Source organism: Euzebya pacifica (assembly GCF_003344865.1).
In the GTDB taxonomy this organism is placed as follows: Bacteria; Actinomycetota; Nitriliruptoria; order Euzebyales; family Euzebyaceae; genus Euzebya; species Euzebya pacifica.
In genome coordinates, this window is record NZ_CP031165.1 from 5,199,092 (window position 1) to 5,220,036 (window position 20,945).

Below are 20,945 nucleotides of genomic sequence, written 5' to 3' on the forward strand. Positions count from 1 at the left end.
GGGTAGCCGTGCAGGAACTCGGCACGTCCGGGTCGAACCAAGCAGCGATGACTTCGATCACCCACTCGTCCCGGATCACCTCGTCCTGGATCCAGCAGGCGTCCCGCCGGTTCTCCGTTCGCATCTTCGTCGTGCTGCAGGTCGCCATCGTGGTGGCCGCCACCCTGGCGGGCTTCGCGTCGGGTTCCTCCCCGGCGATGGTCGACCCCCGGCTGGCCCTGCCGCCGCTCCAGGCGCCCGGTGAGTGGTTCGACTCCCAGCGCTCCATCGACGGCCAGGCGATCGACTACGCCGGCGCGCTGGACCAGGCCGCCGAGCTGCGGACCGACGCCATCGACGGCGAGTGGACCAACCTCGGGCCCTCCAACATCGGCGGCCGGGTCAACGACGTCGTGACCGACGCCGACGACCCGACGATCGTCTACGCGGCGACCGCCTCGGGCGGGGTCTGGCGCGGGACCGAGCGCGGCCTGGTCTGGGAACGGGCGTGGCCCGACGACCTCACGCAGGCGATCGGCTCGATGGCCCGCAACGGCAACATGCTGCTGGCCGGCTCGGGCGAGGCCAACCCCGGTGGCGGCTCGATCGTCTACGGCGGCACCGGCGCGTACCTCTCCACCGACGACGGCACCTCGTGGGTGTCCATCGGCCTGGCGGACTCCGGCGCGATCGGCCGGGTCGTCGAACACGCCGACGGCTTCCTGATCGCCGCGACCGGCAACCTGTTCGTGCCCGGTGGCGAGCGTGGCCTGTACCGCTGGGCCCCCGGAATGGACGAACCCGAGCTGTGGCTCGCCGGCCCGAACGACACCACCGGCGCGGTCGACATCGCGGTCGACCCGACCGACCCCGACCACGTGCTGGTCGCCATGTGGGACCACCACCGCACCCCCGACGCCCGCTACTACTCCGGCGAGGGCTCGGGTGTGTACCGCACCCGCGACGGCGGCGAGACCTGGACGCTCGTGGCCGACATCACGACCGGGGACCCGGCCGAGAACGGCCGCATGGCCGTGGCCTTCGCCCCGTCCGACGCCGACCGGATCTACGCCGAGGTGGCCAACACCGCCAACGGCCGGCACGGCGGGTTCTTCGTCTCCGACGACGGCGGCGAGACCTGGGCACTGCGGACCAACTCCACGCTGACCGCGACCAACTCCTCCTACGGCTGGTGGTTCGGGCGGATCTACGTCGACCCGGCCGACGCCGACCGGGTGTTCGTCATGGGCCTGAACCTGACCTACTCCGAGAACGGCGGCACGTCGTTCAGCAACGTCAACACCGGCCTGCTGGGGCTGGCGCCCGGCGGCGACCGGATCGACCCCCACTCCGACCAGCACTCGATGGTCTTCGAGACACGTGAGAAGGGGCTGGTCTACCTCGGCAACGACGGCGGCGTGTACCACTCCACCGACAACGGCGAGTCGTGGTTGTCCTCCCCCGACCAGGGCTGGACCCAGCACTACTCCGTCGACGTCAGCGACGTCGGGGTCGGCAACGCCATCGTGACCGGCCTGCAGGACAACGGTTGCCAGATCACCTACAGCCCGCTGGAGGGCGACTGGCTGCCCAACGGCGTGTGCGGCGACGGCCTGGAGTCGGTCTTCCAGCCCGGGAACCCGGCCGTGTCGTGGTCGTGCTCGCAATACGGCGGATGCCAGCGCAACGTCGCCGGTGCAGGCGACCTCGGCATCCTCAGCTTCCCGGGCACCAACCAGGACCGGTGGGGCTGGCTGGCCGACATCGAGTACTCCCCCGCCGACGTGACCAACAACACCCTCTACACCGGGTCGCAGTTCCTGTGGAAGTCCACCAACAACGGCGTCAGCTGGACCCGCTTCACCGGCGACCTGTCCAGCGACCCCGCGCAGCTCGACCCCAACACCGGCTACCAGCTGCGCGGCGTCGTCACCGCGATCGCACCGGGCCACGAGGGCCGGCTGGTGTGGGTCGGCACCGACGAGGGTCGGCTGTGGACGATCGACGCGAGCAACGGGCAGGACGCCACGTTGGTCGAGGCCGACGGCCTGCCGGATGCCTGGATCACCTCGGTGACGACCGACCCGACCGACGACGACACCGCGTGGGTGACCTACTCGGGCTTCCGGGGCGGCAGCGACGCGGCCCACGTGTTCGTCACCACCGACGGCGGCGTCACGTTCACCGACATCTCCGGCAGCCTGCCCAACGCACCGGTCAACGACATCATCGTCGCCGGCGACTTCCTGGTCGTCGGGACCGACGTGGGCGTGTTCGCCCTCGACCGGTCCGCCACCGACCCCGACTGGCAGACGCTGGGCACCAACCTGCCGTTGGTCCCGGTCATCCAGGTCGACGGTGACCACGGGTACGTGACCGCGGCGACCTTCGGCCACGGCATCCAGCGGATCGAGCTGCCCGGCGGCTCGATCACCGGACCCGCACCGCTGGCCCTGTCGCTGGGCCAGTAACCCGGCCAGCAGCCCGTCCCGCGCGCAGCAGGGCGGCCAGCCCGCACCCGACGAAACCCACGGCGTTGAGCACGCCGTGGGTCGCGGCCATCGTCGGGATCGACAGCACGGTGAACCCCACGACCGTGCCGAACGCCCACCACGCGGCCAGCGGCATCGAGCCCAGCACCGCCAGCCGAGCGACCGCCCACAGGGCTCGCTCCAGCGGAGCTGCGGTTGCCGGGACGACGCCGCCCGCGCTGGCCGACCAGGTCCACAGCGCGCCGGTGATGACGACCGCGCCGAGCACCTGCATGGCGGGGACCGCTGCGAACCCGAGGGCGGTGATCGGTGGGCCCACGAGGGCGAGGGGCAACGCGACCGCCAGGCCGTGGCCCGCCCGCCCCGCCGCTGTGGCCCGCCGGAGTGATTCGGTCAGGACCGCGGCGGTCGCCGCCCCCGCGTAAGCGAAGTGCACCGCGGTCAGCCGGATGATGGTGCTGCCGACCCCGACCGGGTCGATCCCCAACCGGTGCTGGAGCAGGAACACCACCGCGACGAGGGCGTAGGCAGGGACTGCCAACCGGCCGACCGCCAACAGCCAGTCGGCCACCCCGTGTCCCGTGGTGGCTGCGCGCAGGTCGCGCGCCGTGCGGACACCGATCGGCAGCAGGACGACCCCGAGGGGAACGGCGAGCAGCGCCGCGGCAGGCCCTGCCGGCAGCACCGCCGCGATCCCGGCCAGGGCCGCAGCGGCCCCGACGGCCCGTCGGTCGAACGCCACCGCGACCGACATCAGGGCCAACGGGATGACCACCCCGAACCCGACCACCAGCACGACCCCGACAACCACTCCTGAGCTCCCTTGTTCGATCGGTCGATCAAGAACGGATGGTACGCCTGCCGGGGCCGCCTGTCGAGCAGAGTGCGTGCCGCGAGCCGAGCCGGCGGCCAGCCGTCAGGCGAATGCGATCCTGGTGGTGCGGGGCAGGCCCATGACCGACCGACCCTGGATCACGATCAGGTCCAGGCCCATCGGCGGGAACGCGCAGCGTCGGTTCCGCTGCACGATCGCCTCGACGGTCATCGGCAGGATCGTTCGCCGCACCGTCGGCAGCCCGGGCCCGTCCAGGACGACCGCGGTGTGCACGTCGACGGGTTCGACGAGCACCGTGGCGGCCAGCTCGGGGGTGGTGGTCGTGCCGATGGTGGCAAGGCCCAGTCGGGCGGCGTCGTCCCCGGTGGTGTAGAGCACCGCGGCGTCTGCCGCCCCGACGGGAGAGCCCGGCAGCGCCTCCAGGTCGGGCGCAGTCCAGACCGGTGTCGTCGGCTCCCAGATGGCCCGCGCGATGGCCTCGGCCAGCCGCCCCTCCCCCAACCCCTGGGGGACGGCACACGGCAGCCCGGGCTCGGCGAGGGCCGACACGACGGTCCGGAAGAGGATGTGGTCGATCGCGGACAACCGCGGCGTCGTCATGCGCTCGCCTCCTCCTCGGCCCACGAGGGTTCGATCATCGGCCAGCACCATCGAGGCCCCGTGTTGCCGTCCGACTTCCGGACAGCAAGCGTCAGGTGAACATCGCGGGGCCGACCAACGAACAGTGAGTGGCCGACCCCACCTGGTGACCGGACGCGACGATCGTGCGGTTACCGTCGCCCGCCGTCATGCAGCATCCACATCGCCCCTTCGTGTCCCGTCGAGACTTCATGCGTCGCAGCGCGACCGTGGGACTCCTCACCGCTTCCGGCCCGTTCCTCTGGCGGCAGCTGGCCCATGCCCAGGAGGCACCCGTCGAGCAGGTCCATGCCCAGTTCGGGGCCGACGCCGCCACGCAGGCCGCGTTCTCGTGGATGACCCCTGCCGCCGTGGCGACCCCCTTCCTGCAGCTCGGTGAACAGCGACTGCCGGCCACGACCATCCAGTACGAGGGGTACCCGGGCTACTTCCACCACGTCCGCGTCGACGACCTGCTGCCGTCCACGGACTACGGCTACGCGATCGGCCACGGCGACACCATCAGGCGCGAGGGGTTCAGCTACCGCACCGGACCGGCCCCCGGCACGCCGTTCACGTTCACGGCCTTCGCCGACCAGGGCACCGACTTCCTCGGCGGCGACCTGACGCAGGTCCAGGACTTCGACCCGACGACCCTGCAGACGATCGCCAAGGGCGCCGACCAGCAGCCGCCGTTCCAGGCGACGCGCAACCGCGACCTGGCCTACAGCTTCGACCCCGCCTTCCACCTGGTCGGTGGCGACACCTCCTACGCCAACGGCAACCAGGACGTGTGGGACGAATGGTTCCGCGGGTACGAGCAGTACGCGGCGTCCCGCCCGGTGATGCCCGCGATCGGCAACCACGAGATCGAGGTCCAGGGCGTCGGCGTGTCCGGCTTCGGCACCGGCGACTCGTGGGGTCCGCTGGGCTACGACGCCTACCGTCACCGCTTCGCGCTGCCGGCCAACGGGGACCGCGAGTGGGAGGGATGCTGGTACCGCTTCCGCTACGGCTCGGTGGAGTTCATCAGCCTCGACAACAACGACGTGAACACCGAGGTCACCGCCAACATCGGCTACTCCGAGGGCCGGCAGGAGGCGTGGGCCGCCGAGGCGCTGCGAGCGGCCCACGAGGACGAGACCTGCGACTTCATCATCGTGATGATGCACCAGGCGGCCTTCTCCACCGGCCTGCACGGGTCCGACCAGGGGGTGCGCGACGCCTGGTTCGAGCTGTTCGCCACCTACGACGTCGACCTGGTCCTGCAGGGTCACGACCACCAGTACGAGCGCACGCACATGATGGTCCGCGACGAGGTGGCGCTGGCCGCCGAGGGGGACTACGTCACCGACATCGGCACCATGTACGTCGTCTGCGGCAACGGTGGAGCGGTCCAGCGACCGCAGAACCCCCTGCCCAACGAGTTCCCGTGGCAGGCGGCCAAGTCGGTCTTCACGGTGGGCACCGTCAAGGTCGATGTCGTCCCGGACACCGGCAGCGGCACCAAACGGCTGGTCCTCGGCGAGTACTCCGTCACCACGGGCGGTCCGGTAGAGGAGGGCATCGTGATCGAACGAACCCGCCAGGCTGCCACCCAACCGGCCCCCACGCCCACACCGGCGACGACACCGACCGCGACGCCAACCCCGACCCCCGCACCCACGACCGGGGACGGGGGCGGGTCGACGACCGGCCAGTCGCAGATCGGTCAGCCCTCCACCACCACGGTGCTGCCCGCAACGGGCGGCCCCGCTGGCATCGGGATGGTCGGCGTCAGCGCCCTCGGCGCCGCGGCGGCCACCACCGCCTGGGTTCGGGGCCGCAAGGACGAAGAGGTCCAGGAGCTCCGGGGGCAGCGCGGCGCCGCCGAGGAGGAGTAGCCTGCCGGTTCACCGCGCAGTCACGCAGGGGTCATCGAGCCGTCACCCCGTGCACGTGTTGGGCTTCCGTGCGGTGTCACCGTGACCTGATGCCTCTCTCCCGCCGCCGCCTCCTGCGATCCACCGCCGCCGTGGGTGCAGGTGCCATGGTGCTCACCCAGCCCTTCACCAACCTTGCCGCCCTTGCGCTGGACAACGACGACGACTTCGGGACCTCGCGGGTCTCGCGCCTGTTCCCCGGACCGGTCCTCGTGCACGCCGACCTGCACAACCACTCCCACCTGTCCGACGGCGACGGCGACGCGGCCACCTTCTACCCCCTGATCCGCGACGCCGGCGTCGACGTGGCCGCGCTGACCGATCACGCCACCCTCCAGTGGGGGCCGGCCGGAACCCCGGGCGCCGACGTCTGTCAGGCGTTCGGGCCGCTGGCCGGCGACTGCAAGAGCGTTGCCGGCCTGACCAACGACGACTGGGCCTACACCGCCCAGCTGGCCGCCGAGTTCACCGACGAGGCCAACGGGTTCCTCGGGGTGCGGGGCTTCGAGTGGTCCAGCCCCGTGCTGGGTCACGTCAACGTGTGGTTCACCGACCACTGGATCGACCCGTTGCACACCGTCGGCTTGATCGCCCCGGCCGCCGCCGAGTCCTACATCGATCCCGACCAGCTGACCGGACCCCTGCCGGGTCCCCTCGCCACGGTGCTGGAGACCATCGTGCAGACGACGGCCGACATCGGTGACACGGCCAGCATGGCCCCGTTCCAGCAGTGGTTGGCCCAGCCGCAGGACACCCCGCTGATCGGCGGTGGCCAGAACGGCGTGGCCGGCTTCAACCACCCGGGCCGCGAGCCGGGCCGTTTCGGCGGATTCACCCACGAGCCCAGCCTGCAGGACACCATCGTCTCGATGGAGATCCTCAACAAGCGGGACGACTACCTGTTCGAGGGTGTCGGCGACGGCCGTCCCAGCCCCATCATCGACTGCCTCCGGGCCGGCTGGACGCCCGGGCTGATGGGTGCCAGCGACGAGCACGGCACCGACTGGGGCAGTCCGCTCGGCAAGGGCCGCGGCGGCCTGTGGATCAACGGTGGCGTGGTGAACAGGGCGGCCGTGCAGGAGGCCCTGCTGAGCCGCCGCTTCTACGCCGCACGCGTCAAGGGCCTGCGGATGGACACCTCCCTGAACGGGGTCCGCATGGGCGAGACCCTCGGCCACCCCGACGTGGGCCCGGTGCGCGTGCAGCTCGACCTCGATCGCGGTCCGGCGTCATGGGGCCGCGAGGTCCGCATCCAGGTGCTGGCCACCCCTGCCGACCCCGACCAGCTCGTCCCCGACCTGCTGCACGTCGAGGTTGCCCCGATCCCGCGGCCCGACCAGCCGGTCATCGAGTTCGTCGTCGACCGTGTCGACCCCTCGGTCGTGAAGTGGCTCGTGCTGCGCATCTCGGGCCCCAACGACCTGAACGGCGAATCGCTCGGGATCAACGAAACCGACGGCGAGGCCGGGACGGCGTTCGCCGGTGGCGACGTGTCGTGGGCCTACTCCAGCCCCGTCCACCTCGACCCCACGCTGGAACCTCCTGCCGAGGACCGCGCCCCGCTGACCCGTCAGCCCGATCCCGACCCGAACCCGACCGGGCCCCCGACGACGGGAGGGGGAGGCGGCGGGCAGCCCGACCCGCAGCCCAGCCCGACGCCGACCCCCACGCCCACACCGGGCCCTGACGAGCCCGGCGGGGTACCGGCCACCGTCCGCCGTCGCGGTGGCGACACCCGTGTGGACACCGCCGCGGAGGTCTCGCGCTTCACCTTCACGGCCGACAGCGACGTCCCGGTGTTCGTCGCCGGCGCCGACGCCCTGGCCGACGCCCTCTCGGCAGGGCCGGCCGCCACCGCCCTCGGCCCCGGCCCGCTGCTGCTGGTCACCGACGAGGTGCCCGACGCGACCGCAGCCGAGCTCCGGCGGCTGGCGACCACCCGCATCGTCCTCCTGGGGGGTACGGCCGCCGTGTCGAGCGAGGTCGAGGAGGCGCTCGGCGCCTTTGCCGACGTCGAACGGATCGGGGGACCGACCCGTTTCGCCACCTCGGCCCTGATCAGCGAGGCCGCGTTCGACACCGACACCGCCGAGGTGTGGGTTGCCAACGGCGAACGCTTCGGCGACACGCTCGCCGGTGGCGCGGCTGCCGCACGGGCCGGCGCGCCCCTCCTGCTGGTCACCGCCGACACGGTCCCGGCCGAGGTCGACGCGGAGCTGCGCCGACTGGCGCCGGACCGCATCGTCCTGCTCGGCGGCAGCAGCGTCGTCGGGTCGGGTGTGGAGGCCACGCTGTCCGACGTCGCGCCCGTCACCCGCTTGGCCGGGCCCACCCGGGTGCACACGGCGGCGATGATCGCCGAGCACGCGTTCCCCGACGCCGACCACGTGATGGTCGTCAGCGGCGAGGCGATTCCCGACGCACTGTCGGCCACGCCGGCAGCGTTCATGCGGATGGCGCCGGTGCTGCTGGTCGACGTCGACGACATCCCCGACGAGACCGACGCCCAGCTGCGTCGCCTCGGCGCACAGCGGATCACCGTCGTCGGCGGCACCGCCGCGGTGTCGGATGCCGTGCTGGAGCGGCTGCGCACCTACGACGTCTCCTGACCGCAGCCTCCCTCGCGACCCAGGAGACACTGGTGCCGATCCGGCCGGCCCTCCACCTGCCCGCACGCCGTCCGCCGTGGGCCGGGGCTCCTGCCCGCCTGCCCATCGCGGTGGTCCTCGTCGTGGTGTGCCTCGCCCTGCTGGGTGGAGCCGGTACCGCCGACGCCCACCCGCTCGGCCCGCCGCCGGAAGCCACCATCGCCGCTTCCGGGCAAGGAATCACGGTGATGTGGTCGGCCGAGCGCGACGACATCCACGCCATCGCGCGGGCCGTCGGTGCCGCGGCCGACGAGATGATCTTCGAGGAGGTCAACGGCGAGCTCGTCCAGGTGGCCGGCGACAACGACGTCGCCCTCCTGGCGGAGGATCCGGCCGTCGCGGGGTACTTCCTCGACCACATACGCGTCGAGCGTGCCGGGGACCGTTGTGATGGTGTGGTGACCGCCCACCCGACCTTCGACGGCGACCCGGCGGTCGTGGTGTTCACCTGCCCGCAGCCGGCCGGCGAGGTCCGGGTCACCATCACCGCGCTGACCGAGCTGAGCGATCGTTACCGCACGATCAGCCGGGCCACCCACGCCGACCCGGCCAGCGGCCTGCACACCGCCACTGCCCCCACCGTCGCCTACACGTTCTCGCCGGACGACGGGACCGCCGACGACACCGGTTCGACGGCTGGAACGACCAGCGGTTCCGTCCACGACGAACGTGCAGTCCCCGCGCGGGTGTTCGGTCCCCTGGAGGACCGGATGCTCGCCATCATCGACACGACGAGCTCCTCGGCCTGGGCGCTGCTCGGCGGCGTGATGCTCGCCCTCGGGATCGGTGCGCTGCACGCCCTCGGCCCCGGGCACGGCAAGGCGGTGACCGCGTCGTACGTTGCCAGCACCCCCACGGGGCGTCGCGACGCCCTGATGCTGGGGGCGGCGGTCGCGATCATGCACACGGCGAGCGCCTTGGTGCTCGGCTTCCTCCTGTTCGCCGTCACCTCGGCCACCGGCTGGATCGACGACGCCGGGCGATGGCTCCGGGTCCTGTCCGCCTTGATGGTGCTGGGCGTCGGCCTCTGGCTCCTGCGGCGACGCTGGCCGTCCCGATCGACTGCCGACCCACACATGCACGACCACGCCCACGCCCACAACCACGGGGTCGGTGGCGATCACGTCATGTCCCTGCGAGGCCTGCTGCTGATCGGGGTCTCCGGCGGCCTGTTGCCCTCCCCGTCAGCCCTGCTGGTGCTGACGACCGGCCTGTTCACCGGCCGCACTGCCTACGCCATGGTGCTGGTCGCAACCTTCGGAGTGGGCATGGCCCTGACCCTGACGGCCATCGCGCTCGGGTCCCGGGAGATACGGGCACGGGCCAACCGGGCGACCGCCGGACCGCTGGCCCGGCTCGCCGACGCCGCGCCGCTCGTGGGGGCGGCGGTGCTCGTGGCGACAGGCATGATCCTGGTCGTCACATCGGTGGCCGCGCTGGAGCTCGGCTGAGCCCGAGCGGCGCACTCCCCGAGGGCCCGATGTGGCCGAACGTGTAGCAACTGGCATGTTGGGGACCCTCAACCACCGGGCAACCCACGCGCCCCCCTTTTGTTGTGTCCGTCCTTTTCGCGTGGGTGCCACCCAAGGAGGAACACGTCATCCAACGCTTCACCCCCCGCATGTTCATCGCCCTCTTCGCGGTCCTCGCGATGCTGGGCGCCGCCTGCTCCGACTCCGGCGACGACGCCGGTAGCGACGGCGGCGACGAGACGACCAGCGACGGAGGAGGTGAGAGCAGCGGAGACGGTGCGCTGTCGGAGTTCGACCTCGAGGGACAGTCCGTGACCGTCGGATCCAAGGACTTCACCGAGCAGCTCGTGCTCGGTGAGATCTACGTCCAGGCGCTCGAGGCGGCCGGCGCCAGCGTGACCAACCAGGTCAACCTCGGTGGCACCGCGGTGGCCCGCGAGGCCCTGCTGGCCGGCGAGATCGACCTGTACCCCGAGTACAACGGCACCGGCTGGACCGTGCACCTCGGCAACGAGGACCCCTCCTTCGACTCCGAGGAGCTGACCACGAACGTCCGCGAGGCGGACCTCGAGGAGAACAGCATCCGCTGGGTCTCCCAGGCGCCGTTCAACAACACCTACGGCTTCGCCGCCGGCCCCGACTTCGTCGAGGAGAACGGTGAGCTGGACCTGCAGGGCATGGCCGACTACATCGCCGAGAACCCCAGCGCGACCGTGTGCATGGAGTCGGAGTTCCCGTCCCGCCCCGACGGCCTCGTCCTGTTCGAGAACGAGACCGGCTTCACCATCCCCCAGGACCAGATCGTGATCCTGGACACCGGCATCATCTACAACGACACCGCCACCGGCGAGTGCACCTTCGGTGAGATCTTCACCACCGACGGCCGCATCCCGGCGCTGGAGCTCGACGTCATCGACGCCGAGGGTGTCTTCATCCTCTACAACGTGTCCGCCAACCTCCGCGACGAGGTCTACGGCGAGCACCCCGACGCCTACGAGGAGATCTTCGAGCTGATCCACGAGCCCCTGACCAAGGAGCGCATGGCCGAGCTGAACAGCTTCGTGTCCGTCGAGGGCGAGGAGCCCGCCGACGTCGCCCGTCAGTACCTCGAGGACGAGGGCCTGATCTAGGCACGACAAGCCATGACGAAGGGGTGCGACCGATCCGGTCGCACCCCTTCGTCGTTGTCTCGTACCGGTCGCTCAGCTGAGGCCGCGAGGGGTCAGCGTCCGCTGCACGAGCGCAGCGATCCAGTCGACGGTGAGGGCGACCAGGGCGGTCATGGCGGCACCGACGACGATCACCACGTCGCGCTGCAGCTTCAGGCCGGTGTTGATGGTCTCGCCGAGCCCACCCCCACCGATGAGGAACGCAAGCGCGGCGGTCCCGACGTTGATGACCAGCGCCGTGCGGATGCCGGCCAGGATGACGGGTACCGCCAGCGGAAGCTCGATCTTCCGGAGGACCTGTTGCTTGGTCATGCCCATGCCGCGAGCCGCCTCGATCGTGGAGGTGTCGACCTGCTGGAGGCCGACCATGGTGTTCCGCAGCACCGGCAGGATCGAGTAGACGATCAACGCGATGACCGCGGAGCGGAAGTTGGTCCCGAAGGTGATGGCCAGCAGCACCAGCAGGCCGTACGCCGGGATGGCCTGTCCGCTGGAGGCGACGCCCTGGATGAGGGTGGACAGTCGACGGGCCGACGGGCGGGTGACGAAGATGCCCAGCGGGATGGCGATGGCGATCACGAAGACGGTGGAGACGCCCGTCAGCTGCAGGTGCTCGAGCAGCTGTCCGCGGATCAGCTCCGCCCGCAGCGCATCGGTCTCGATGGAGCCCAGGTCCTGGGTGGTGACCCACGTGTAGAGCAGCAGGGACAGCGCAGCGATGGCCACGGGCGCCCCGAGGAGGGACACCCAGGGATTGGTGCGGACCCAGCGATAGGCACGGACGAGCGGGCCGTCACCGCCCAGGAGCGAGGTGTCGGCGGTGGCTGTGGCGGTGCTCACGACTTGGCAGCCTCCCCGTAGTGGCGGGCGGCGTCGGCCTGCATGCGCTTGATGACGTCGGTCAGGGTGTTGATGCTGATCGACCCCTGGTAGGTGCCGTCCCGGTCGATGACCGTGGCCATCGAGGCGGTCGAGTGCAGCATCTGCTCGAGCGCATCGCGCAGCGTGGCGTTGGGTTCCACGGTGGCGGTCACCCTGGGGCCGACCTCGTGCAGCGGACGGTCGGTGCGCTGCAGGTGGTGCTCGCCGATCCAGCGGTGCGGCCGGTTCTTCTCGTCCAGCAGCAGGACCCACCCGTCGTCGGACTGACTCAGCTTGCGCTGCACCTCGTCGCGGCTCTCACCGGCGTGGATGGTCAGCACGGGCGTCAGGTCGAGGTCGCGGACCCGCTCGAGGTCCAGGCCCTTGAGGGTCGCGCCGCTGCCGATGAAGTCCTCGACGAAGTCATCGATCGGATGGGCGAGGATGCGCTCGGGGGTGTCGAACTGGGCGATCTGCGACCGCTCCTTCAGCACGACGATCCGGTCGCCCATCTTGATGGCCTCGTCGATGTCGTGGGTGACGAAGACGATGGTCTTCTTCAGGTCCGCCTGCACGCGCAGGAACTCGTTCTGCAGGCGGTCGCGCGTGATGGGGTCGATCGCGCCGAAGGGCTCGTCCATCAGCATGACGGGCGGGTCGGCGGCGAGCGCACGGGCCACGCCGACACGCTGGGCCTGACCACCGGAAAGCTCCTTGGGATAGCGGTCGCGGTACAGCGACGGGTCCATGCCGACCAGGTCGAGCAGCTCGTCGACCCTGGCCGTGATGCGGTTGTCGTCCCAGCCGAGCATCCGCGGCACCGTCGCGATGTTGTCGGTGATCGTCATGTGGGGGAACAAGCCGATCTGCTGGATGACGTAGCCGATGCGACGCCGCAGCCGGTCGGCGTCGACGTCGGTGACGTCCTCGCCGTCGAAGACGATCCGTCCCGACGACGGCTCGATCATCCGGTTGATGAGGCGGAGGGTGGTGGACTTGCCGCAACCCGATGGACCGACCAGCACGAGGATCTCGCCCTCGGGGATGTCCAGCGTCAGGTCCTCCACCGCGGGCACCTTCGTCCCGGGGTAGACCTTGGACACCTTGTCCAGGTGGATCATGGTTCGTGGTGCCGCGTCGGACGTCAGCCCGGACGTGGGCTCGGGGGTCTGTATGGCGGTCACTGGAGTCCCTTCGAGGTGGTGACCTTGGTCAGGAACGCGAAGAGGCGCTCGAAGACCAGGGCGAGGAGGATGATGAAGACGGTGCCGGTCCAGATGCGCTCGACGGAGGTCGGCAGCGGGAAACGGGCCAGGCCGTCCTTGATGAAGTCGCCGAGCCCTCCGCCGGCGACGAGCGTGGCGATCGCGGCGATGGAGATGGTGAGCACGGTCGCCACGCGGATGCCGGTCAGGATCACCGGCCAGGCGAGCGGCAGCTGCACCTTGCGGATGCGCTGCAGGTTGCTCAGCCCCATGCCCTTGGCGGCCTCGACGATGGCCGGGTCGACCTGGTCGAGCCCCGTGATGGTGTTCCGCAGGATCGGCAGGATCGAGTAGATCGTCAGCGCCAGGTAGGGCGAGGTGAATCCGATGCCGACCACCGGGATGAAGATCGCGAACAGTGCCAGCGACGGGATCGTCAGCGCGATGCTCGACAGCGTCAGCGCGACCTGCTTGCCGATCGGGCTGCGGTGCACGGCCACCCCCAGCGGGATGGCGATCGCGGCCCCGGTCAACATGGCGCTGACCGTCAGGATCGTGTGCTCGATCGTCAGCTCGATGATGTCGTCGGGCCGGCTGACCACGAAGTCGAACCAGCTGACCACGCCGTCGAACGCGGTCACCAGCCGCCACACGAGGAGCAACAGCAATACGCCGCCGACTGCGGCGGCGATCATCAGTACTTTTCGTTCGCCTTCGGGAACAGGCGCGTCGTTGTCGCGTTTTGTGACCATGAGCTGACCCTACATGTCGAATGAGCCGCACCCCGGCCCGGCACTTGGGGCCATGCCCACGACACCGCCGACCCAAACATCGACACCGGAGCACGACCATGACCCTCACCCTGTCCGACGGCCCGCTCGGCACCAACCCGCCGGAGTCCACGAACTATGCGATCGATGGACCGCCACACCGGATCCTGTTCAGCGACTTCCCCCGGCGGGTCCGTGCCGTCGTCGGCGGCGAGGTCGTCATCGACACGACCGCCGGCAAGCTGCTGCACGAGTCCAACATCCTCCCGGCCCTGTACGTGCCGATCGAGGACGTGCGCATGGACCTCCTCGAGCCCACCGAGCTCTCCACGCACTGCCCGTTCAAGGGGGACGCCAGCTACTGGTCGGTGACCGTCGGCGACCGCACCGTGGACAACGCCGTGTGGGGATACCCCGAGCCCAACGCCGACGCGCCGTGGCTGAAGGGCTACGTGGCCCCGTACTTCGACCGCTTCGATGCGTGGTTCGACGAGGACGAGCAGGTCGAGGGGCACCTCCGCGATCCCTACCACCGGGTCGACGTGCGTCGCAGCAGCCGGACCGTCGTGGTCCGCGTCGGCGACGTGGAGGTCGCCCGATCCGGTCGCCCGATGGTGCTCAGCGAGACGGGAATGCCCAACCGGTTCTACCTGCCCGAGGCCGACATCCGCACCGACCTGCTCGTCGGGTCGACCACCGGCTCGCACTGCCCCTACAAGGGCGACGCGTCGTACTGGTCGATGGCCGACGGCTCGGCCGACGACGTGGCCTGGGGCTACCCCGACCCGCTGGACGACGCCACCCGCGTGGCCGGCCACCGGTGCTTCCTCGGCGACACCGTGACCACCGAGGTCGACGGCGCCGTACTGCGCTGAGGAAGGCCACGTACCCCCGGGGCGTACGGCTGGGCATCGACCAGGAGTTGCCCCCGGGGCCCACGGATGGGCACGTATCGACCCTTCGGTATCCGGTGAGAAACAGAGGTGTCGGCACAGTCGCCGACATGCTCCCGCCCGCTACAGAAGGGAACACCCAGATGCGACAACGACTGACCCACAAGACCTTCACGGCCTTCTTCGCCGCCGTGCTCGGTTCGGTGCTGCTCATCGGCACCGGCGCTGGCGCCGATCCCGTCGCCGACGTCGACGGCAACAACATCTCCGCCGCCGGCGACAACCAGGTGAACGCCCAGGCCTGCCACAACCAGGTCCCCGTCAACGCCCTCGGCGTCCAGGTCCCGGTCCAGGAGGTCGCGCCGGTCGTGGGTGCCGACGCCCTCGGCGACGGAACCGACAGCACCGTCGAGCAGGACGACAGCTGCAACCAGGCTGCTGGCCAGTCCAACGACAGCAGCGCGTCCACCGATGACGAGACCGACGAGGCCGACGCCGATGACGCCGACGACGGCAACGACGACGCCGCGCTGGTCGACGCCAGCGGCAACAACGTCGGGGTCGCCGACGACAACCAGGTGAACGCCCAGGTCTGTCACAACCAGGTGCCCGTCAACGCCCTCGGCGTCCAGGTTCCCGTGCAGGAGATCGACTCCGCGCTGGGGCTGGGCCTGCTGAACGACGGCAGCGACAGCACGACTGCCCAGGACGAGCAGTGCAACGCCGAATCCGCACAGCAGAACTCCTCCAACGCCGAGGACGACAGCTGATCCCGTCCTGATCCATCTCCCTGCGGCCCGGTCCTCCGACCGGGCCGCAGGTCTTGTCCCCCGGCGCTTCCGACGGCTCAGCGACTACGTCTCGGCGATCGGGCGGCCGACGACGAGGGCGTCGCGCAGGGCGGCCGGCATGGCGTCGGCGTAGGCCGCGTCGGGCAGCGTGCCCGTGGCATCCAGCACCGTGGAGAAGAAGCAGCGTGCGGCGGCGGCCAGCACCACGTCGAAGATCTCGGCGTCGGTCAGGCCCACGTCCCGCAAGGACTGGTGGTCGGCCTCGGTCACGTTCGTCCCGCCGCTGGCCACGACCTCGGCGAACGCCACGATCGCCCGTTCGCGGTCGGTCAGGTCGGCGGTGCCGGGGTCCTCGGCGATCGCGGTGACGACGTCTGCCGGCCACAGGTCGTCGGCGACCTTCCGACCGTGGGCAAGCATGCAGTAGGAGGACCGCAGCTGCCGGGCCGCCCCGAGGGTCGCCAGCTCGTAGCGGCGGAGGTCCGGCTCGTCGTCACCGGCGATCGCGTCGGCCAGGACGTTCCATGCCCGATAGACGTCGGGCCGACGGGCGAACGTCCTCGTGTAGTTGTGGACGTACCCGTCGGCAGCACGGTCGTGCGCGAACAGCTCGGCGGCCTCGCCCGTGGCGTCCTCGTCGGTGATGGTCTCCAGGTAGCTCATCGTCGGTCCCCCTCAGGGCCGTCGGTCAGCCGTCGCCCTCCAACGGGGTCAACGGACGTGGGGCATCCTCGCCGATCACCCACGCCTGCGACACCGCGAGGTCGTCGGGAAGCTCGCGGATGGTCACGCCCTCCACCACGCAGCCCTCGGCATCGACGGATCCGCCGAGGTGCAGCACGGCCTCCATCGTCTCGTCCAGCAGGTCGCCGGGGACGTCGAGTCGTCCGACGGCATCCGCCCCGAAGCGGGTGCGGGCGTCGGTGATCAGCTGGCTGACGATGGTGATGGCCGTGGGCTCCATGTGGGGCAGGGTAACGGGACGCCTCCGGTGTGTCCCCGACAGGGATGTCCCCGATGGTGCCCGGCCCAGCTGGGGAGGAGGGTTGACGACATGATCGTTCCGTTCCTCACCGTGACCGCCATCGGCCTGTGGACCGCGTTCTCCCGTCGTGGGGGTCGCGTGTCCCCCGGCCCCATCGCCGGAGCCGGCGTCGTCGGCGCCTGGCTCGGCTTCCTCACCGGTGCCGTGGCCGGCGGCGTCGTCGACCTCGTCCTGTTCGGCGGGTTCTGGCCCGTCCTCGTGGGCCACGTCGGCGCCGTCGCCGTTTCGCGGCTGGCGGTGTCCAACCGCGCTCGCGCAGCGCTGCCCGGCTGAGCCGACTTCCCCCACACGGCGTGTCCCCGGTCTGCTGATCGGGGACACTGCCGCGTCGTGGACGACGACCCCGCGCCGGGATCCCTCGTGGGGGTCGACCTGGGCCTGCGCACCGGTGTCGCGGTCTACGCCCCCGATGGCGCCGGTGTCGTGCGGCTGCGGCGGTACTCCTCCACCCATCTCGGGTCCCGCGCCACCCTCAAGCGGGCCGCACCACGGATGCTGCAGGAGGCGGCGCCGATCGCGGGGGTCGTGGTCGAGGGCGACCGGGCGATGGGCGAGATCTGGGCGAAGGCCGCCCGCCGGCTGGGCGCGACCACGACCGAGGTGTCACCGGAGCGGTGGCGCGCCGTGCTGCTGTGGCCCCGCGACCGGACCCCGTCGGCCACCGCCAAGGCGGCCGCGAAGGACCGGGCAGTCCAGGTCATCGAGTGGTCGCGAGCCGCTGGTGGTCCCGACGTCCCGCCCGCCCCGAAGGGTCCCCTGCGCAGCGACACCGCCGACGCGATCATGATCGGGCTGTGGGGCGTGGTGGACCGCGGGTGGGTCACTCCGGCCGACCTGCCGTTCCCCGTTCCCGGCCGCTGACCCCGACCCGGACGGGCACGAGAGAACCGGTCCGACCATCGGCGAGGATGTGGGCATGGACCACATCCAGCAGCTGCTCGACCGCCACAGGGGAACCGCTGACGCCGTCCTCGGCCACCTGCGGCCCGACGTCGACATCGCCGTCCCCATCGCCAACGGCGAACCGGTGACGGTGCTCGACGCGCTCGAGCGGGCCGGTCGCGACGGACAGCTCCACGACGTGCGGCTGCACCAGATGCATGCCCTGCACGACCGCGACTACCTGCACGGTCGCGTCGACGGGATGCGCCACATCTCCTACTTCCTGTCCCACATCACGCGTCCGGCGTTCCACGCCGGCACGATCGACCTGATCCCCAACCACTTCAGCGAGGTGCCGGTCCTGCTGGACACCGCACGGGACGTCGAGCTGGTCGTCGCCTCGGCGGCACCGCCGGACGAGCACGGGTTCTTCTCCCTCGGCACCACCGGTGGCTACACGTCTGCGCTGATCGGTCGGGTGCCGTTCTTCATCGAAGCCAACGCCCGCATGCCCGCCACCCGCGGCCGCAACCGCGTGCACATCAACGACGTGATCGGTTGGTGCGAGGCCGACTACCCGCTGGTCGAGGTCCCACCACCCGTCCCCGACGAGATCGCGAACCGGATCGCCGATCACGTGGCCGAGCGCGTCCCCAACGGGGCGACGATCCAGGCAGGCATCGGCGCGGTACCGGAGGCCCTCCTGGCGAAGCTGGCCGGCCACCGCGACCTGTCGATCCACACCGAGCTCTTCGCCGACGGCCTGATGGGCCTGGCCACGTCGGGGGCGGTGCGGCTGGATCGACCCGCGATCACGACGTTCGCCCTGGGCACCCAGGCGCTGTACGACTACATCGAGGACAACCCGACGGTGCAGTTCCACCGTGTCGACGTCGTCAACAGCCGGGAGGAGATCGCCCAGCACCCCAGCTTCGTGTCGATCAACGCCACGGTCGAGGTCGACCTGTACGGCCAGTGCGCGTCGGAGACGATCAACGGCAAGTACTGGTCGTCCTCCGGCGGCCAGGCCGACTTCGCCCGAGGGGCGCTGCACTCCCCCGGTGGGAAGGGATTCATCGTGCTCCCCTCCACCGCGCGGCGCGGCAGCCTGTCGCGCATCGTGGGTCGCTTGACCGCCGGGTCGGTGGTCACCACCCTGAAGAACACCGTCGACCACGTGACCGAACACGGCGTCGCCGAGCTGCGTGGCCGGTCGTTGCGCGAACGGGCAGCCCAGCTGATCGGGATCGCGGACCCCGCCCACCGGCCCGAGCTGTGGCGTGCCGCTCGTGAGATGGACCTTGCCTGAACGTCGCCGAGGACCGGCCGATCGACGTCACGGTGGCGTCGCTGTCCAGCCATCGGCCGTCCCCCGTCGCGTCACCTGGGTGCTCCACGGTCCCGCGGCATGTCTGCCCGCGCACTCCTCTGCCTTCTCGTCCTCCTCGCCTCGTCGCTGCCAACCGCGGCGTTCGCCCAGGGTGGTGAGCCACTTGGTGCCGTCAGCGTCCTCGCCCACCGTGGGGCCAGCGCCTACGCGCCCGAGCACACGTTCTTCGCCTACGACCTGGCGATCGAGCAGGACACTGACTTCCTCGAGTGCGACCTGCAGATGACCAGCGACGGGGTCCTGGTGTGCGTGCACGACTCGTCGGTGGACCGGACGTCCGACGGGTCGGGCGACGTCGAGCAGCTGACGCTGGCCGAGCTGCGGCAGCTCGACTGGGGCAGCTGGTTCGCCACCGATGACGCTGGCGCCGCCGAGCGGTTCGCGGGTGCCCAGGTCGTGCCGTTCGAGGAGCAGCTGGACTGCTACACGGCAGCGAACGCCAGGCTGCGCTTCCACATCGAGACCAAGTCGCCCGACTCGCTCGGTGGGGCGATGGAGGAGGAGCTGATCCGCGTGCTCGGCGCACGTGACCTGATCCCCGCCGAGGGCCCCTCCCCGCAGACCGATCCGGCGATCGTGCAGTCCTTCAGCCGTCAGAGCCTCGAGATCGTGAAAGACCTGGAACCGCGGCTGGCGACCGCGCTGCTGTTCGCCGCACCCGACCAGACCAACGTGACGTTGGTGGAAGCCCTGACCGGACAGCTGCCCGACGTGGCCGATGTCATGGCGCCGAACGCCGCGTGGCTGGCCGCCCATCCCCTCTACGTCGACGCGGTGCACGGCAACGGCGGCGAGGTGCACACGTGGACCGTCGACGACGCCACGCAGATGGACCGGCTGCTCGCCATGGGGGTGGACGGCCTGTTCACCAACCGGCCCGACCTTGCCCGTGAACGGGTCGACGCGGCCGGTCACGCCGTCCCTGCCGAGGACCGGGGCAACCCCGACGTCGTCGATCCCCTCTGCCCCGGTGTGGCCGGCACCGTCGAGCGGGACGCGGTCAGCGAGGCCCTGCGGTTCGCCGGGCTGGCCTTCTCCGCCGCCGGCCCTGCCGACATCGTCGAGCGGGGCGCCTGGGCGTACGCCCCCGATGTCCTGCTGGGCCGCGACGACGTGTTCGCCGATGCGCTCGGGGCGGGGGCGGCCCAGGGCTTGCTCGATGCGCCGCTGCTGCTGACCGACGGCGACACGCTCGACGGTCGGGTGCGGGCGGAGCTGGTGCGGCTGGGCGCCCAGCGGGTCCACCTCCTGGGTGGCGAGGCGGCGGTGTCCCCTGCGGTCGAGCAGGCGCTGGTCGACCTGGGACACGAGGTGACGCGGCTGGCTGGCGAGGAGCGGATCACCACCGCGCTCGCCATCGCCGACGCCTCCCTGGCCGCCGCAGCCGACGCCGGTGTCACCGTGTCGACCGCGGTCATCGCCCGCGCCGACGGACCCGGAACCGCCGCCTTCGTCGACGCGCTCGGTGCGGGTGCCCTCGGCGTGACGCTGGATGCGCCAGTGCTGCTGACGGCGACCGACGGCCTGTCCCCTGCGACCGCCTCGTGGCTGGAGTCCAGCGCCTTGACCGACATCGTGGTCGCCGGAGGTGAGTCCGCGGTGTCTGCGGGGGTCGTCGAGGACCTGCGGGCGCTGGGGTTGTCGGTGCGGCGGGCCGGCGGTGCCACCCGCTACGAGACGGCGGTCGAGCTGGCTCGGACCGCCGCGCCCGGCGACGAGCCGCACGTCGACACGATCGTCCTCGTCGACGGCCAGTCACCGACCGGGTGGACCGCCGGGTTCACCGCGGCCTCGCAGGCCATGGGCGGCAACGCGGTCGTCCTGCCCGTCGCCGGGGACACCGTTCCCGCACCGGTCGCCGCGTTGGTCGAGGAGACCGACGCGACGGTCGTCTGCAGCCTGGCGCTCGACCTGGACGCCTGCGACTGATCCCCCGGCGTTGGCCTCGTCCAGCCGCGGGAACCGCCGGTACC

At 71.0% G+C, this 20,945-nt stretch carries 18 protein-coding genes; 11 read left to right on the plus strand and 7 right to left on the minus strand.

Annotated elements, in window-relative coordinates; translation table 11 throughout:
- The first annotated feature begins 47 nt into the window (after positions 1-47).
- The gene (locus DVS28_RS28685; protein WP_164710905.1) at positions 48-2,450 is read left to right on the plus strand and encodes a glycosyl hydrolase; all 2,403 of its coding nucleotides are present in this window, start codon (positions 48-50) and stop codon (positions 2,448-2,450) included.
- Here the strand turns inward: DVS28_RS28685 and DVS28_RS22440 are convergent.
- Positions 2,410-3,282 carry a YndJ family transporter gene (locus DVS28_RS22440; protein ID WP_114593445.1) on the minus strand — a complete coding sequence of 291 codons (873 nt, stop codon included), beginning with the start codon at positions 3,280-3,282 and terminating at the stop codon, positions 2,410-2,412. The genes DVS28_RS28685 and DVS28_RS22440 overlap by 41 nt on opposite strands.
- Before the next feature lie 105 nt (positions 3,283-3,387).
- On the minus strand, positions 3,388-3,906 hold the full coding sequence (locus tag DVS28_RS22445; protein WP_164710906.1) for a phosphonate C-P lyase system protein PhnH: 519 nt from the start codon (positions 3,904-3,906) through the stop codon (positions 3,388-3,390).
- Between the two features lie 212 nt (positions 3,907-4,118).
- Between DVS28_RS22445 and DVS28_RS22450 the strand changes: the two genes are divergently transcribed.
- The 4 genes from DVS28_RS22450 (at position 4,119) to DVS28_RS22465 (ending at position 11,096) form a co-directional block, all read left to right on the plus strand.
- Complete coding sequence (locus tag DVS28_RS22450; protein WP_216826226.1) at positions 4,119-5,807, plus strand: purple acid phosphatase family protein; 1,689 nt, start codon at positions 4,119-4,121, stop codon at positions 5,805-5,807.
- Between the two features lie 89 nt (positions 5,808-5,896).
- Positions 5,897-8,455: a cell wall-binding repeat-containing protein gene (locus DVS28_RS22455; protein ID WP_114593448.1), complete on the plus strand. Its 2,559-nt coding sequence runs from the start codon at positions 5,897-5,899 to the stop codon at positions 8,453-8,455.
- A gap of 32 nt (positions 8,456-8,487) precedes the next feature.
- Positions 8,488-9,945: a nickel/cobalt transporter gene (locus DVS28_RS22460; RefSeq protein ID WP_114593449.1), complete on the plus strand. Its 1,458-nt coding sequence runs from the start codon at positions 8,488-8,490 to the stop codon at positions 9,943-9,945.
- 170 nt (positions 9,946-10,115) lie between these two features.
- Positions 10,116-11,096, plus strand: a complete 981-nt coding sequence (locus DVS28_RS22465; RefSeq protein WP_114594347.1) for a glycine betaine ABC transporter substrate-binding protein — start codon at positions 10,116-10,118, stop codon at positions 11,094-11,096.
- A gap of 72 nt (positions 11,097-11,168) precedes the next feature.
- Here DVS28_RS22465 and DVS28_RS22470 read toward each other — a convergent pair whose 3' ends face one another.
- The 3 genes from DVS28_RS22470 to DVS28_RS22480 are packed head-to-tail and all read right to left on the minus strand — an operon-like array spanning position 11,169 to position 13,953.
- Positions 11,169-11,975: an ABC transporter permease gene (locus DVS28_RS22470; RefSeq protein ID WP_216826227.1), complete on the minus strand. Its 807-nt coding sequence runs from the start codon at positions 11,973-11,975 to the stop codon at positions 11,169-11,171.
- Positions 11,972-13,180, minus strand: a complete 1,209-nt coding sequence (locus DVS28_RS22475; protein WP_216826228.1) for an ABC transporter ATP-binding protein — start codon at positions 13,178-13,180, stop codon at positions 11,972-11,974. The genes DVS28_RS22470 and DVS28_RS22475 overlap by 4 nt, the downstream gene beginning before the upstream one ends.
- Positions 13,177-13,953, minus strand: a complete 777-nt coding sequence (locus DVS28_RS22480; protein ID WP_216826229.1) for an ABC transporter permease — start codon at positions 13,951-13,953, stop codon at positions 13,177-13,179. Before DVS28_RS22480 ends, DVS28_RS22475 begins: the two co-directional genes overlap by 4 nt.
- Positions 13,954-14,051: 98 nt before the next feature.
- Here DVS28_RS22480 and DVS28_RS22485 point away from each other — a divergent pair, with 98 nt between their 5' ends.
- Together DVS28_RS22485 and DVS28_RS22490 are read left to right on the plus strand one after the other, a co-directional pair.
- Complete coding sequence (locus DVS28_RS22485) at positions 14,052-14,846, plus strand: DUF427 domain-containing protein (RefSeq protein WP_114593451.1); 795 nt, start codon at positions 14,052-14,054, stop codon at positions 14,844-14,846.
- Between the two features lie 161 nt (positions 14,847-15,007).
- On the plus strand, positions 15,008-15,634 hold the full coding sequence (locus DVS28_RS22490; protein ID WP_114593452.1) for a hypothetical protein: 627 nt from the start codon (positions 15,008-15,010) through the stop codon (positions 15,632-15,634).
- Positions 15,635-15,718: 84 nt separating this feature from the next.
- Here the strand turns inward: DVS28_RS22490 and DVS28_RS22495 are convergent, their stop codons facing one another.
- Positions 15,719-16,318: a carboxymuconolactone decarboxylase family protein gene (locus tag DVS28_RS22495; RefSeq protein ID WP_114593453.1), complete on the minus strand. Its 600-nt coding sequence runs from the start codon at positions 16,316-16,318 to the stop codon at positions 15,719-15,721.
- Positions 16,319-16,343: 25 nt separating this feature from the next.
- The gene (locus tag DVS28_RS22500) at positions 16,344-16,619 is read right to left on the minus strand and encodes a hypothetical protein (protein WP_114593454.1); all 276 of its coding nucleotides are present in this window, start codon (positions 16,617-16,619) and stop codon (positions 16,344-16,346) included.
- Between the two features lie 90 nt (positions 16,620-16,709).
- On the opposite strand from DVS28_RS22500, the gene DVS28_RS28690 reads away from it, so the two are divergent.
- The 4 genes from DVS28_RS28690 to DVS28_RS22520 all read left to right on the plus strand — a co-directional run bounded on the left by DVS28_RS28690 (position 16,710) and on the right by DVS28_RS22520 (position 20,901).
- On the plus strand, positions 16,710-16,973 hold the full coding sequence (locus tag DVS28_RS28690; protein WP_164710907.1) for a hypothetical protein: 264 nt from the start codon (positions 16,710-16,712) through the stop codon (positions 16,971-16,973).
- 57 nt (positions 16,974-17,030) lie between these two features.
- Positions 17,031-17,561: a RuvC family protein gene (locus DVS28_RS22510; protein ID WP_114593455.1), complete on the plus strand. Its 531-nt coding sequence runs from the start codon at positions 17,031-17,033 to the stop codon at positions 17,559-17,561.
- Positions 17,562-17,616: 55 nt separating this feature from the next.
- Positions 17,617-18,891 (plus strand): acetyl-CoA hydrolase/transferase family protein, encoded by a 1,275-nt coding sequence (locus DVS28_RS22515; RefSeq protein ID WP_114593456.1) that lies wholly within the window; start codon positions 17,617-17,619, stop codon positions 18,889-18,891.
- Between the two features lie 99 nt (positions 18,892-18,990).
- On the plus strand, positions 18,991-20,901 hold the full coding sequence (locus DVS28_RS22520; protein WP_114593457.1) for a glycerophosphodiester phosphodiesterase family protein: 1,911 nt from the start codon (positions 18,991-18,993) through the stop codon (positions 20,899-20,901).
- Positions 20,902-20,945: the final 44 nt, after the last annotated feature.

What these genes read in the sequence shown, in the direction of transcription:
- DVS28_RS28685 (WP_164710905.1), top strand. Translation starts at nt 48, where the DNA reads ATGACTTCGATCACCCACTCGTCCCGGATCACCTCGTCCTGGATCCAG.
- DVS28_RS22445 (WP_164710906.1), bottom strand. Translation starts at nt 3,906, where the DNA reads ATGACGACGCCGCGGTTGTCCGCGATCGACCACATCCTCTTCCGGACC.
- DVS28_RS22455 (WP_114593448.1), top strand. Translation starts at nt 5,897, where the DNA reads ATGCCTCTCTCCCGCCGCCGCCTCCTGCGATCCACCGCCGCCGTGGGT.
- DVS28_RS22465 (WP_114594347.1), top strand. Translation starts at nt 10,116, where the DNA reads ATGTTCATCGCCCTCTTCGCGGTCCTCGCGATGCTGGGCGCCGCCTGC.
- DVS28_RS22480 (WP_216826229.1), bottom strand. Translation starts at nt 13,953, where the DNA reads ATGGTCACAAAACGCGACAACGACGCGCCTGTTCCCGAAGGCGAACGA.
- DVS28_RS22485 (WP_114593451.1), top strand. Translation starts at nt 14,052, where the DNA reads ATGACCCTCACCCTGTCCGACGGCCCGCTCGGCACCAACCCGCCGGAG.
- DVS28_RS22490 (WP_114593452.1), top strand. Translation starts at nt 15,008, where the DNA reads ATGCGACAACGACTGACCCACAAGACCTTCACGGCCTTCTTCGCCGCC.
- DVS28_RS22495 (WP_114593453.1), bottom strand. Translation starts at nt 16,318, where the DNA reads ATGAGCTACCTGGAGACCATCACCGACGAGGACGCCACGGGCGAGGCC.
- DVS28_RS22500 (WP_114593454.1), bottom strand. Translation starts at nt 16,619, where the DNA reads ATGGAGCCCACGGCCATCACCATCGTCAGCCAGCTGATCACCGACGCC.
- DVS28_RS28690 (WP_164710907.1), top strand. Translation starts at nt 16,710, where the DNA reads ATGATCGTTCCGTTCCTCACCGTGACCGCCATCGGCCTGTGGACCGCG.
- DVS28_RS22515 (WP_114593456.1), top strand. Translation starts at nt 17,617, where the DNA reads ATGGACCACATCCAGCAGCTGCTCGACCGCCACAGGGGAACCGCTGAC.
- DVS28_RS22520 (WP_114593457.1), top strand. Translation starts at nt 18,991, where the DNA reads ATGTCTGCCCGCGCACTCCTCTGCCTTCTCGTCCTCCTCGCCTCGTCG.